Source organism: Psychrobacter sp. AntiMn-1 (genome assembly GCF_001854065.1).
Taxonomy (GTDB): Bacteria; Pseudomonadota; Gammaproteobacteria; order Pseudomonadales; family Moraxellaceae; genus Psychrobacter; species Psychrobacter pacificensis.
The window spans coordinates 3,001,750-3,016,426 of the sequence record NZ_CP012969.1 but is presented as its reverse complement, the minus strand read 5'-3'; the positions used below and the strand labels follow the sequence as shown (position 1 = coordinate 3,016,426).

The 14,677-nt window shown below is 44.7% G+C and carries 7 protein-coding genes; 3 read left to right on the top strand and 4 right to left on the bottom strand.

Translation table 11 applies throughout. From position 1 onward, the window contains the following. Window positions 1-131: 131 nt before the first annotated feature. Both AOT82_RS13010 and AOT82_RS13005 read right to left on the bottom strand, forming a co-directional pair. Window positions 132-1,316, bottom strand: a complete 1,185-nt coding sequence (locus tag AOT82_RS13010) for a lipocalin family protein (RefSeq protein ID WP_071003497.1) — start codon at window positions 1,314-1,316, stop codon at window positions 132-134. Window positions 1,317-1,749: 433 nt separating this feature from the next. Beyond that, a complete protein-coding gene (locus tag AOT82_RS13005) occupies window positions 1,750-2,862 on the bottom strand; it encodes an NUDIX domain-containing protein (RefSeq protein WP_071003496.1) in 1,113 nt (370 codons plus the stop codon). 328 nt (window positions 2,863-3,190) lie between these two features. On the opposite strand from AOT82_RS13005, the gene hemP reads away from it, so the two are divergent. Beyond that, window positions 3,191-3,349 carry a hemin uptake protein HemP gene (hemP, locus tag AOT82_RS13705; RefSeq protein ID WP_379542873.1) on the top strand — a complete coding sequence of 53 codons (159 nt, stop codon included), beginning with the start codon at window positions 3,191-3,193 and terminating at the stop codon, window positions 3,347-3,349. A 133-nt stretch (window positions 3,350-3,482) separates the two neighbouring features. Here hemP and AOT82_RS13000 read toward each other — a convergent pair whose 3' ends face one another. Together AOT82_RS13000 and AOT82_RS12995 are read right to left on the bottom strand one after the other, a co-directional pair. Next, window positions 3,483-8,477, bottom strand: coding sequence for a translocation/assembly module TamB domain-containing protein (locus AOT82_RS13000; RefSeq protein ID WP_071003495.1), 4,995 nt, complete (start codon window positions 8,475-8,477; stop codon window positions 3,483-3,485). Between the two features lie 100 nt (window positions 8,478-8,577). Next, complete coding sequence (locus tag AOT82_RS12995; RefSeq protein ID WP_071003494.1) at window positions 8,578-12,009, bottom strand: autotransporter assembly complex protein TamA; 3,432 nt, start codon at window positions 12,007-12,009, stop codon at window positions 8,578-8,580. A 452-nt stretch (window positions 12,010-12,461) separates the two neighbouring features. Between AOT82_RS12995 and AOT82_RS12990 the strand changes: the two genes are divergently transcribed. Together AOT82_RS12990 and coq7 are read left to right on the top strand one after the other, a co-directional pair. Continuing rightward, complete coding sequence (locus AOT82_RS12990) at window positions 12,462-13,793, top strand: MFS transporter (protein ID WP_071003492.1); 1,332 nt, start codon at window positions 12,462-12,464, stop codon at window positions 13,791-13,793. 189 nt (window positions 13,794-13,982) lie between these two features. After that, on the top strand, window positions 13,983-14,621 hold the full coding sequence (coq7, locus tag AOT82_RS12985) for a 2-polyprenyl-3-methyl-6-methoxy-1,4-benzoquinone monooxygenase (protein WP_197496799.1): 639 nt from the start codon (window positions 13,983-13,985) through the stop codon (window positions 14,619-14,621). Window positions 14,622-14,677: the final 56 nt, after the last annotated feature.

The window sequence follows — 14,677 nt, the reverse complement described above, 5'->3', positions numbered from 1 at the left end:
TCATATACAGACTCATATATAAATAAGGATAAAAATAAAGGCAGCCATATATGCTGCCTTATTAGGACGTCATTTACATGATAATTGCCATAGCACTTAATTAATTGAACCAATAATTTTCATTATATCTATTATGGTGCTAGATTCACTGTTTGATTGCTCTGCGACGTCAATGTAAACTCTTTCAAATCATATCCTTGCTGCTGAGCAACCTGACGATATTTAGTATACGTTTCTTGACTGATATTCGGCGACCGTGCTAGGAGCCATAAGTATTTTTTATCAGGTGTCCCTACTAGCGCAGTTTTATAATCTGCATCACGTGCTAGTACCCAATAATCAGCACGGCCGACTGGGATCCAGCGAATCCACTTCGGTAAAAACGTCACTTTTAGTTTGCTACCATTTTCATCGACTGGCTTAGCCAAACCTTCGGCCGTAATACCTGAACCATCCTCGCTCACGCATTTGTTAGTGACGATGATGCCTGACCCATCGGTCTTTTGCGTATAGTTTGCCGTGACATCGCCTGCACATTTACGCTGGAAATACATCGGTAGACGTCCAATCTCATACCATGTCCCAGCGTATTCATTGAGATCGACACTATCCACTGTCGTTGGTATGCTTGCAGGCTTATAGATAATATCGCTTGGCTTAACTGATAGCATATCGGTCGTAATCTTCTCGCTCATCACATTATCTTGCATATTACTGGTAGTAGCCATATTAATGGGCGGCGTTGCAGCATAGGCTGAAAATGCCGCTAGCGGTATGATGATCGCTAACGCAATGCCTGTATGCTTGATAAGTCCATTCATAAATATACGCTCCGGTATGTCTTTGTATGACGAGTTGATAGCGGTTGATGAAGTATCAAGGATTTGCTTGGTGCTGTCTTGCAAATTACTTGCTTGGTCATCTGCAAGCTCAGAGATTAGCGGCTCGTCTTTATTCAATGTTGCTGATCGCTTATATCCATTAGCAATGTTGAATTGTTCTTTATCACTATTTTTCAGATGTTGACTGTTACTCATAGCGGACTCTTTGACCTTAGTAAGGCTTTTGTCGGCGCTTTTGTATCCAAAATAGCTGTCTTGTGAAGGCATAGCTTCTGCCAGATGGTGCGAATATTCGCTGTTCAGGTTTTCATTGCTCAGTTTTTTATGGCTATAGTTTGCATCATTACTGGCATTTATTGTTTGTTGCGCATGACGACTATTGTTATAGCTGTTTGACTGTATAGTCTCCTGAGATTGAGAACCAGCTGCCTGTGAGTCAGTCCATGCTGACTCAGATAACTTATTGGTTTTCATAGGGATACCGTTATTAATAGTGACTGTTAAAATACTTTATCTGCATCATTTATTTGAGTTGATTTTATAATGATCCTGAGTTTCAGAGTTAATTATCGACCCAAACTCTACTGCTACAAACGCTCTTTTTTATTATAAATTTTGGTAAATGCGTTAATAGTTAGTTCACTGATAAAAATTAGAATTAATGCGTTGTAGATATGGAATATATATTAAGGGCAGCTGGACTATTAAAACAGTAGTGCAATGTATGAAAACGCAACGGTTTGTAAGTAACGATGGGTTTATGCGTTAGTACACACACATCATAATCACATAGTTACCGACTAGATAAATAACTTAAAAATCAGTTATTTATACTTACCTATCTTAATAAGCAAACATAGTCAAGTGAATGATATTACTGCTTAATGAGCACTCATTTTCTAGTTTTTTATTCGTGGAACTGACGAATGCCTGCGACACTGACACCGCCGTGCGCCAATGCTTGATCTATCATACTAGGTACCAAGCCGCCCAGACCAATGACTGGCATGTCAGCTAACTGTGCCAAAGCCGACCACGCCTCCCAGCCAAGTGGCACCGTCTCAGGATGCGTCTGAGTTGTAAGTACAGGAGACAAAAAAGCGCCAATCACTGGCGACAACTGCTGCTGTATGCGCATACTCGCAAGTTTATTAGCGGCACGAATGCTGGCAATATCATGACAGCTGACTATTAGTGGATGCTCACTCGAGATGTCGGCCAATTGCTCAGACTCTGTAATATCTTGAGTACCATTGAACCATGCCATTAATACCGAATGCGTCAGGTGTCTAGCGACAATCGAACCAGTCGTTTTTGCCTCTATCATTGCCTCTGTAATTGTCGTCTTGGAGCGCTGACAGTCATTGTCGTACGGCAAAATCGCTAGAATATCTAGACGCACATCCAGTAGCTGCTCAGCAATGTATGCCGCCTCCGTCTCTTTTAAGCGGATGTACACCCAAGCGGCTGGTGGCAGATTGTCTTGATGATAGTGCACCCATGCTGCTGCTGAATTTGGCTGGGCAGAAAAATGCGCAAGTGGATACGTAATCGCTATTTTTGTAGGAAGCTTTAGCCATTCTAAAATAGTGCTATTGGCAGCGGGCAAATGATACGCTCCTGCTAGTAGCTTAGATTTTTCAACCCACGTCATTGCTTGGCCTTCTAATCCATACTCACAATGCTTGTGCTGTTCATACTGCTGTGCGGTCAGTTCAACCTGATAAACCTGCAAGCTCACCTGCTTGTCACCATAGTCGTGATGCAAACGCCCAAGCTTCACCATCATATTTTGATGAATATCGATCCCTGTTTCTTCAGCAACCTCCCGAATCAATGCCTGCTCTGCTGACTCATCAGCCTCTATTTTGCCGCCTACAAATTCATAGCGATTGCCTTGATGCTGAGCTGCATCTCGGAATCCAAGCAAAAACTTGGTTTTATAATAAATAACGGCAACTGCAACATTGACGATGGTGATGTTTTTCGTTTTTGATTGGCCACTCATCTCATTTGGCATAACTCTACCTTTCACTTCTCTCTTCATTATGACTTTTTAATCGCCTGATTCTGCGTATATAACTTGGCAGCTGTAACAACGTGGCGACTGTCTTTATGGTCCCTATCGTTTTTATACATCTTATAAATTCTGTGTTTCTACAAGGAGAAAGCCCCCTATTCTCACTTTGGGACAGTAGCCTTAGATAAATTTACACAATAACTGCATTTTATTTTATCAATTACCTTGCAAATTCATTCAATCTAAATGATAATGATTATCGTTAAGGTTCATTAGAACATAGCTAATTTATTAAGCCACTTCTTATCAAAAGGAATTTACCATGAGTATGGTTATCTCTCGTTATCTAAACTGCCGTGAAAACCGTCTGCCAACGCTACAGTCGCAGCATCTATTTGCCCTGACCAAAGAAGTACGTATCGAGCATCAAGGCGAAGAGTATCGACTACGTTTGACTCGTAACAATCGGTTGATTCTGACCAAATAACTGTATGAGTAGACTACATTTTTTACAAAAAAAACGCCTTCATTACGAGGCGTTTTTTTTGTAAAGCAATAATTATAAGAATCCGTCTCAATCCATACCACTGATCAGATACCCACTCGGTCAAGTAAGAGCGTTAGAATTGCCAACTATAGACCACGTCTACCGCATTTTCAGCAGCCGAGCTGGCTTCTACGTAAATACGACGAGTCAATTGATAGCGAACAGACAGACTGTTTTGCGCATTGAAAACACCTACGCCGTAGCGGATATACAAGTCAGGGGTCACGTAACCGGTGACATTGACATTGGTATCTTCACTACTACCCGATGCATCCACCGTCAAGCTCTGTAAACCAAAGGCCTGTCCGATTTGATTGGTCAGACTGCGCGTACCACTCAGACCAAAGCTTAATCCAGCTGCTGCCAAGTTATTGGTCACTTGTGATTTAAACCCTTGCTCACTGATTTGAGTGGCGCTCTTATTATTGATTCGTCCTGTCACCAGCGCATTCATCGCTTGCTGCTGGGTCAATCCTGCATTATTAAAGACGATGATATTTGGACTTTCAGTCGTACCTTTCACACGCAGACCCACTGTTTTACCATCAATGGTTTTTGCCGCTTCAATACTCAAGTTGGGCTTCATGACATCGCCATTAAAGCGTACTTGACCATAATTTAGCTCTAGGCTTTGACCAAAAGCATTGATATTGGTACGACGTGATACTTGAACCACGCCTTTGGCACGCATGATGCCCGTGCCATTTTGGTTGATGTTAATCGCACCAGCCAATGGAATAACGGCACCAAAACCACGGAAATTGATGTCATCACCCAAATCAACACCGATATCAGCATTGATAGACCAAGGTTTTGATATTGCCAATACCTCATCGATGTTGCCGATCAAACGCCGATCCAGCACTACCACATCTTCTGATTGAGTCACAATGTCTTCGCTGGCCTCTGGTGGACGAATGGTAGCGGTTGGCACGCTGATAGCGCCTTTAATATCCACATAGCGATCCGTTGGGCGTACGATGATGTCGATATCAGGATTGATCTCGGCCACGAGCAGTGGCGGCTGCGTAATCACGAGCCCTTCACCAACGATACTCAATTTGGCCTGTAGTTTTTGCTGCCAGTTGACGGTTCCTGTTAAAGTTCCTGTTCCTGTACCGCTTTTGAACGTACCATCAATGGTCGCCTGCGTACCGCGAATTTTGGCCTGTGTGTTGACATTGGTCAGGTTCACTGGCAAGTCTAACATGGCGATGCGACCATCAGAGAGTTTCACATCACCATAGAACTGCGGCTTATCTAGCGTACCGCCCAGTCCTCCTGCCATTGTAACGTTGCCTTTTAGTACTCTCATACCTGGGAAGAAAGGCTTAAATATCGCCAAATCAAGCTCATTTAACACGAGTGCACCAGAGATGGGTTTCGGTGTTTTGTAAGGATCAACAACGACTTCAGCATAACCGCGAGCACCGCGACCCGTATTGATGTCGGTACGCAGCTTGATACCTTCTGGCACCGACAAGGCGATTAGTGAAACACGCTTATAAGGCAGTGTCACAGGCGTGCTATCCCCGTCTTGAATCAAGCCGATTTTGCCATTGTCTGAATAGAGTGTCGTGTTAATAGTTGGCGGACGACCACGTTGCCAACCGACAATGGCTTTACCATTAATCTTGCCGTGCCAATCAATATCCTTTGGTAAAAATACTGAAAATAATGACGTATCTAAATTCTGCAATGCCACATCGACTTCACCACTGGCTGGAGAAGCCACTAAGTTCTTGCGTAAGCATAGCTTGCCCGTTTGGTCCGTGGCTTGCCAACAATGTGCAGCCAACTGTACTTTGAGATCTGTATTATTGCCATTTTGATTATTGGGCAAATTCACAATCAGCTGTGCTGGCTGTAATTGATTTAAGGTAGCGTATCTGGATTTAACGCGGCCTTTACCGATGACTCCTGACCAACGAAGCTTGTCGCGATCAAACCCACCTTTAAGCCTAGCGCCAACATCAAGCTGCTGATTGGCTACATTTAGATCAACGATATGAGATTGCTCAGTCCCATTAAAGGAGGCTTTTACACTATCGAAGCTTTGTCCCGCAGCATCCAGACCTTCAGCGCTGACGATAAGCTGGCTTGGACTATTGGCTAGATTAACCAGCTTGCCACGTATACGACCTTGACGCAAAATAAAGCCCGGTAGTGCAATCCGTTCACCGACCAAGTCGATATAGATCGTCGGTAAAGCCTGACCTACTGGTTGAGACAAAGTCGCTCCACCAGTGACTTTGCCAGCAAGCTTATCTGACAGTTGATCTAGGCTTGTGATATTGATTTTGGTCTGTAGCTGTTTGGCATTGCCATTAGCAGTCACATAGTTGTCACCCCAGCGTAGTATCAAGTTGTCAGCATTCAAACTGTCTACCAAGGCATTCACTTGCTTATACTGTGCTTGGGCATCTTGTGTTTGTAGACGCTTAAAATAGCTGGCTAAGTCTTTTGGCAAGCGCAGTTTTGCAGCCAAGCTGCCTTTAGCACTAAGTGGCTGGCCTTTTAGCATACCGCTCAGATTGACTTGTCTGATATTGATTGTTTGCTGCGTATCGCCCCAACGTCCATCTGTATCGATGTTACCCGTGATAAGGCTTGGTGTATCCTTTAAGAAATATCCGATATTGAAGCGATCCATCACGGCACTAATGTCCCATGCAATGCCTTGACGCACATCAACCTCTCCTTTGGCATCAATACTACCTGCCGCGCCCACATGCCGCAGACGGTTGATACGGATCAGCTGACTATCGCCGCTCGCGTTAATATTCAGCTTACCTGCTGGTAACTGCTCGGCATCCAAAACCCCATCGAAATTCACAGCAAAACGCTGTAATTTACCTGCGGTATTTGGGCTGTTTTTAGGCGCAGCCTGCCACTCGCCACTGGTTTTTAGATCACCTGTGATGATTGCTGAATTATTTGGCAAAAAATACCCTAAATTAAACTGATCGAAACGTCCATCGACCGTCCAGCCAATATTACGACGCAAGTCAATGACACCTTTGGCATTCACCGCACCAGCTTCGCCATCATAATTCAATTTACGGATACTAATTAATTTTGGCGTACCCGCTGCGTCGATTGATAGACGACCTTTTGGTACATCTGCTGTATCGATCTGACCATCAAAACGTGCGTCAAATACAGACAACTTACCACCCACGATATCGACACTGGCATCACCGCTACCTGTTATACCGATTGCGCGACCGTTTTGCGTGGCATCAAGCTGTGCCTGTAAGTCGGTATTATTGACAGTAATCACATGGCGCTGACCGCTAACGCCATTTTTGGTGATATTTAACAGGCGACCACGAGCACTTAGGCGGCCCGTCAGGCGCTCAAGTGGTAAATCGCTACGGTACTCTTTAGGCAATAAACCCTTGGTCGCTGCATCAATCTGCCATGTCAACGGTCGGTTTTTGCCTGCTAGCCGAATATTCCCAGTTCCTGATAGGTCGCCTACGATGCCATCATAATTGAGGCGGTTAATATCAATGACGTCACCTGCTTTACGCAAGCGCACATCATAGTTGCCTTTGGGCGCCGCATTGAGTTCATTGATAACGGCATTGGCATCGACGGATAGGTTTGAACCACGAACGATGACATCTGCTTGACCACGCGGACTATCAATATTGCCTATGTTAGGCACATTACGGCGAGTCAAGTTTTGCCATCTTGCATCAATATACCAAGGCGCTGTCTGTTGAGATTTAGCAGACGTCTTGCCGCGCACTAGGTTGGCATTGACATATTCGCCGTCACGCTGACGTAGGTCTACATCAATCTCTGTATTACCTGTACTGTTTTGCTGCTGATAGCGTAACGATAATCTGCCATTGAGCGTTTGCGGAGCATACGCTTTAAAATCAGCATACTCATCAGGAATCGCACGTCGAATGTCAAAGTTACTACCAGCCGCACGCACTGTCGCATTAAAGCTCTCTTTCCAGCCTAAGATGCCCTGAAGCAGCAAACGTCCAGAGGGAACGTCGGCTTCTAAGCGGTCAATACGCAATTGACTGTCTGCAATGACGCCGCGCCCTTGATAATGACCGGATGGAATGTCTTTGGCAGTCAATTCTGTGTTGATGCGCAGTTGTATCTCAGAGATAACCCCTGATGCAGTCGCCATACCACTTTTTAGATGAATATTTTGGTCATCTGCATAAGGGACTAAAATATCATCCCACTTCAGTTTTGCCTGAAACGGTGCGCCTGCATCTAGGCCTTGAACCACAAAATCGCCGCTAACGTCGCTGTCGTTATAGCGGCTACGCACCTGCCCAACCGTACGTTTTAGCGTACCAGTTGCCGTGATATTCAATGGATCGATATAAGCTTTTTCAAGTGCACTCACCTCTACAATCGCGCTCAGATCCAGTGGGTAGTCGCCTTGTAAATCTGCCTCACCTTGTAAGGCACTGACTTTTACAATATCAGCATATTGCAAGCTGCCGCGACCGACCGTCACAGTGCTGCCAACCCATGTCAGATCGCGAGCCGTAGTATTGTTGATAACAATAGGCTCTTTGGTCACTTGCTTATAAATAATTTTATTGATTTTTGCGTGATCAAAACGTAGATTGACTGGTAGCTTTAGCGTCTTATAATCAAACGGCTCGCCAGTCGGTGGTTTCTTATTGAGAATTTCGATGGTCTGTATATCGGCATCACTCAGGTGTACTTCTTTTGCAAATATCGCACGCCAGCCTATCTTGACATAAGCTTTGTCCACCAAAATCTCAAGGTCTTCAGTGGCTTCAATATCGATATCTGTCACCCAAATACCATCACGCAAATTACCGCGCCCATATTTGAAACCGATACCCGTCTCAGCACTGATTTTTTCTAAAATGAATTTAGTACCCGCATCAGTACCTGCTGCATAAAAAAATATCGCAAACATAATCGCTAGTACGATAATGACCAGCACCAGCAGCTTGAGTAAAAATGATAGCGGATACCAGCGCCTAACGGCACGAGCATCGCGCTGTGCTGGGTCTTCATCTGGTGCATTGTTAGGCGGGGTATTTTTTGTCTGCATGACACTCAACTACGTTAAAAAGTGATGACCAGCAATCGGTACGATAAGTAATGAATAAAACGGTTCAAGCGATCTGTGTTCATATGTAGGAAGTAAGCTTTTACAACGGCGAGCCAATAAAGAAATGTAATCGCACAGGAATATTGTCTTCTGTCACCCCTGCGGCGACATCGACACGCACCATCCCAACAGGAGAGGCCCAGCGCACACCGACGCCGACGCCAACTTTGGTTTCAGCATCAAAGTCTTTGTCGTACGCATTACCAACATCGGTAAAGAATGCACCGCGAAAGCCCGGTTTGAACTCATAGTTATACTCTGCACTACCAACCGCTAGTACTTGCCCGCCTGTCAGATAGCCTTTATCGTTTAGTGGCGATAAGCTCTCGTAGTCATAGCCACGGATGCTTTGGTCGCCACCTGCGAAAAAGCGCAATTTATAAGGCACATCATAGAAATCATCTGCCCAAATATAACCACCATTCAAACTACCAAGCACTTGATGTTTTTTGTCATCGCCAAAGCTATAAATACCGCTAACACCAGCACGCACGATGGCCAAATCAGTATCACTCAGCGCTTTGTCAGCACCTGCTTCAATCGAATAATACTGACGCATACCGCGCGTTGGATTGGTCGCACTATCCGTGTCGGTTTTATTCATGCCATAGCCAAACAGCAATGCTTGCTGCTTGGGGTTTGACGAGGTAAAGCGGATAGGTAAATCATCCCGCGCAGCGCCGTCAACGCCAGTCTCTAGCTCATCTAAACGATAACGCATAGAGTAGCTACGATTCCAACCACTATCACGGCGAATATTACGTGCCAAAGCCGCTTTTAAAGTGGTGGTAGATAAATCAAAGTTACCTTTGCCTTGGTCAATGACTTCTTCTTCATAAGTAAGACGCCCATCTAATTTATCATTGAGTGGATGATTCCAAGGGCGGCTCGCATAGACAGCGACGTTTTTGCTGATTCTGGACACTTCGGTTTCTGCGCCTGCTTGATAGCCCTGACGGTTAAGCAAATTATAATCGATCTTGGCGGTTGCTCGCACGCCTGTGTCAGTACCGTAACCCAAACCAACCTGAGCATCACGCGGCTTATCAGCGTATACAAAGACATACAACGGTACTTTTTTGCTTGTGGCAACGTCTTGCGGTGTTTTACGTCCTGCGAGCGTTGGCGGTACGAAATCCTCATCAACGGTGAAGTCTGCATCATCAGGGAATATTTTTTGGGCCACATTACTGATAGAGTCACTGATTTTGCCTAATAAGTTATCCGCTTCTTGGTCTTTTTCATCCAGCACGCGGTCATCCGGCAGGCGGCTTAGACGCTCTGCTTTTTGCTTAACCGCTTGTAGCTTATCAAGCGTTTCTTCATCAACCTCAAACTCGATAGCAGCAATATCAGCTTCATTGACCGTCTCGCCACTACCATTGCTAAGCGCACTTTCACGCTCTACGCCAGTACTACTACCCGTATCTTCTGTACTAGCCAAACGATTATTGGATGCTGCTAGAGTAGCATTATCTCCAGTCATATCTGAGATGCCATCCTTATCAACATCCTCATCCAATATAGCATTGCTATTGGTAGGTGCATTATCAAATGCCAATGTACTGGCCTCACTCCGGTCATCTGGCGGTAATATCGATTCAACGTTGACAGCGTTGAAATAGCGAGTCGCTGATAAGTCATTACTAAACTTTGTCACTGATGGACGATAGAATGGGTCACCCGGCGCAAACTCATACAACTGCTGCAATAACGACAATTCTACTGGGAGTTTGTCAGGGTCTTGTGTCAGCGTGTTGGTTTCTTTGTCATAGGTAAAGAAAACAACATCATCAAACTCGTAGCGGTCGCCTGTGTTGTAGACCAAAGACATGTCCGCTTTGTTGTCTGGTAAGATAATATCGACAGATTTGTTTAACCAATACTGATCAAAATACCCATAGGTATTACTCAAAGACTCAAGCGCCGCTTTACTACTCTTGTAGACACGGTGGTTAAAAATATCCCCTTCTTGCGGCGGTAATTCTTTTTCAAGCGCGACAAACTCTGCTTGCTCACCGCCCTCACCGCGGATATCAACGATACGGCTGTCTACAATAACAGGCTCGCCCAGCTCTTCGATCACCACATTGATCGTATCACGCGTAGGCTGACGCAGGCTGAGAGTCACATCATAGTAACCCACTGCTTTGGCAGCATCCAATGCCGTTTGACGCAAACGTGGTAGCGCTGCGGTAAAATCAATGACCGACTGTACTGTCGTATCATCAAGGGCCGCTTTAATATTCTTCATTGGCTGAATATCGTCGTCAGCTTTGATGAGTTTTGGTTGACCATTTGCCGTATCTTCGGCGCCAGCTTGTTGTATATAAACTGTGGTCTCCACACTTGGTAACGCCATCACACCACCATTGAAAAAGCGATTATAGAGACGCTTGACAATGTTGCTTTTATTACGTGCAAGTGGTTTTGACTGGTCAGCTTGCTCGATGCTTTGATTGACGGCCTGAGTATCATTCTGATAATCCGGTAGGTAGTCTTCAGGATCAATCACATCTGAGGGCATGTTACCGCCATCAGTTATATCGCTATTACCTGCTATTATCTCATCATTAATGCCATTTGCCGCATTGACATTGCCACTGCTGACAGAGTCACTCACGTTAATGGGACGTGACATAATTTCAGCTGTGGCTGCCTGTTCTGCTGCGGCCTCACTTCTACCCAGTGTGTCAAGATTGCTAGGCATAGGCAAGTTGGTCGCATCTAAGTCAACATCTAAGCCGATGGGCGGCGCTGTGTCGTTCAATGTGGCAATTGGCGCATCAAAGGCACTGTCGTTGTTAATGCTGTCGATATCTTGGGTGTTTTGTAAATCGAGCGCCGCCAGCTCACGATCAATCTGCTCAGGCGTCATCATCTGATAGCCTTGCTGCTGTATCGCTGTTGCTTGCTGCAACAAATCATCATTAGATAGATCTGCCTGCATGCCTTCTACGTACATATCCTCGTCGAAACGATTTGAATCTTGCAGGCCACTATTGTGATTATTATTTCGGGCACTGTCATTCTGAGAAGATGACGAGTTAGCGCCTGATTTTTTGATACCTAGTGTTTGTTCGCTATAGTCGTCCAAGACCGACTGATCAATAATGCCTTGCTCCACTGCTTTTTTTAGACGTAGTGCATCTAGGGCAGCATCGAGCTGGGTATCATCGTCTGATAGTGCGCCTGATGTATTATTGGCTGTTTGATTGTTAGCTGATTGAGTCTTAGCGACTTGATTACTGGTCGATGCATTGGTGATATTTGTGTTGATTGTCTCAGCCAATGCCGCAGGTGCGACACTAACTAGACTAGTAGCTAGCGCGGTACAGAGCGCTGAGCGCTTAAAATGAATACGGGGAGTACCGACATGAGTGCTTTGGATGCTGATATCGTTCTGAATACTCACGCTGTCACGCTGCCTCATTAATATGTTGCGTGCTCGAGTTGAAGGCGGCTGGGTCATGTTTACGTCCTATCCCTTCACGCGGCATACTATTATTAACGATTGATTATCGCCAAGTCTGACCGGTGAATAAACTTATAGCAGTGGGCTGAAATTAATGGTTTACTACGTTGCTTGTCATGATGGAAGTCTCTGGTGCATATTATTCAGCACTCGATGGGTGACACCATACAAACAGTCTTGATTGATAGCAAGCCTTCACCTTTACCGTCGCTCGCACCTTTTAATGCAACCATATAAAATTTACAAATCATAACTTAGTTAATTATGAAATCATAGCGCAGGTTTCATGTATTTTTACCTAAGCCTTGCTATTATACGGCTTAATATTGATAAAACCTATGCTGTATTTCGATAAGTTTTTGATAATATTGATAATTGCTATCGCATTATAAGCTGCGTTCAGCGCCTCTTCTTACTTTATCAGCCGCTTCTCATCTGTAGGAACATTCATGTCCAATCAGTTTCAGCTATTTAAGCGCCGCCGTTTTAGCGCCATGTTTTTCACTCAGTTTTTGGGTGCGTTTAATGACAATATCTTTAAACAAGCACTTATACTGGTTCTGACTTATACCGCTGCCAGTCAATTGGGTGTGGAAGTCAGTATTTTAAATAATTTGGCCGCGATGTTATTCATACTGCCCTACTTTTTGTTTTCGGCATTGGCAGGACAAATCGCTGATAAGTATGAAAAATCCAAGCTCACGCAGTTTATCAAAGTACTTGAGCTAGTCATCATGGCAATCGCTGCGGTTGGTTTTGTTTTTGAATGGTACACCCTTTTATTTGTCGCGTTGTTTTTGATGGGCACGCATTCGACCTTTTTTGGACCGATTAAGTACGCTTATCTACCACAGGCGATGAAAGAAGATGAGCTGGTCGGTGCCAACGGTCTGTTTCAAATGGGCACTTCTCTAGCCATTCTTGTTGGTATGATTGTCGCTGGTATCTTAACTCAGCTGTCACACTCCTTATATTGGATTAGCGCTACCGTATTGGTCGTTGCTGTGCTGGGTTATCTGGCAGCGCGCTATATCCCTAACATGCCAGCCATGCAGCCTGATCTTAAGATTAACTGGAATATTATCACCATCAGCTTGTCTACGGTACGCTATCTCTACTCTCTGCCATTCTTGTTTTTTGTCATTCTTGGCAACAGCTGGTTTTGGTTTTATGGGGCGACGTTTTTGACTCAAGTGCCAGAGTTCAGCAAAGTCATTTTGCACGGTGATGAGTCGGTGGTGATTTTTCTATTGACGCTATTTTCAGTAGGGGTATCGATAGGTTCGCTCCTATGCAAATCATTGACCAAAAACCAAGTCAGCCTGCGCCTATTGCCTTTTGGTATTGCTGGATTGAGTATCTTTGCTATTGATTTGTACTTTTCACTTTCAAGCCTAAACATAAATGTGAATAATGACACATTGCTTGGTATCAGTGATTTATTTGGTACGAGCGGTAGCTGGCGCGTTTTTGCTGATTTGTTCTTATTGGGATTCAGTGGCGGTTTATATATTGTGCCTTTATATGCCTCAATGCAGGCCTATGCGCCAAAGAGCCATCGCGCGCGTATCGTGGGTGCCAACAATATATTCAATGCGATATTTATGGTCACATCAGCGATTTTTGCGATTGTCATCTTAAATGCATTAGGGCTAAGTCTACCGCAGCTATTTTTGGTAACAGGTGTGCTCAATATTGTTTTTGGTATCTTCTTATACCTTAAGCTAAATAGGCATATCAAACAGGCGGTTATCCAAACCAATGATGATGTGGTTATATAAATAAGCCATATTGAGCTTAAATAACGATAGCAATCGATAGGTTATCAAGGCAATAATATTGATGCCGATAATTTGGATTGTTTGCTATAGTAATGTATATAAGAGCTGTGCACAGGATTATTGCCCTAGAGCAGTCACTAGTCTTATTTTATTGATAGAATTTAACGCCATCAGGAGTGAACCATGGCCCTGCGTCCTTTATCCAAAATCGATCAGCTATTGCTTGGGGTCGACAAAGCATTACGAGCTGTCGTGCCAAACTCAAACCCCAGTACGCGCCCATTGCCAGTGAGTAGTGACGAGATTCCTGAACTGACCATCACAGAGGCACGCCATGTCGCAGGGCTGATGCGTATCAATCATACCGGTGAAGTGTGCGCGCAAGGTCTCTACCATGGACAAGCATTTGCTGCCAAAGACAGTGGCGTCAAGCAAGCTATGCAGAACTCTGCTGAAGAAGAAGTCGATCATCTGGTCTGGTGCGAGACGCGCTTAAATGAGCTGGGTAGCCATGCGAGTGTGTTTACCCCGCTTTGGTATGGGATGTCTTTTGGCCTAGGTGCAGTCGCAGGCGCCATCTCAAATGAGTTTAGTTTGGGGTTTGTCGCGGAGACAGAAGCACAAGTTAGCGAGCACCTGCAAGATCATATCAATCAACTACCCGAACATGATCAACGCTCAAGAGAAATACTGGCACAAATGGATATCGAAGAGCAACATCATCGCGAGCTAGCACTGGCAAGTGGCGGCGCTGCGTTGTCACCACCTGTACGTCAGACAATGCGCTGGATGGCCAACCGTATGAAGGCGACCGCTTATCATTTATAAAGGCAAATAGCAATTTGATGTCTGAGATGACGAGCAATACTCGATTTGCTCAGCCC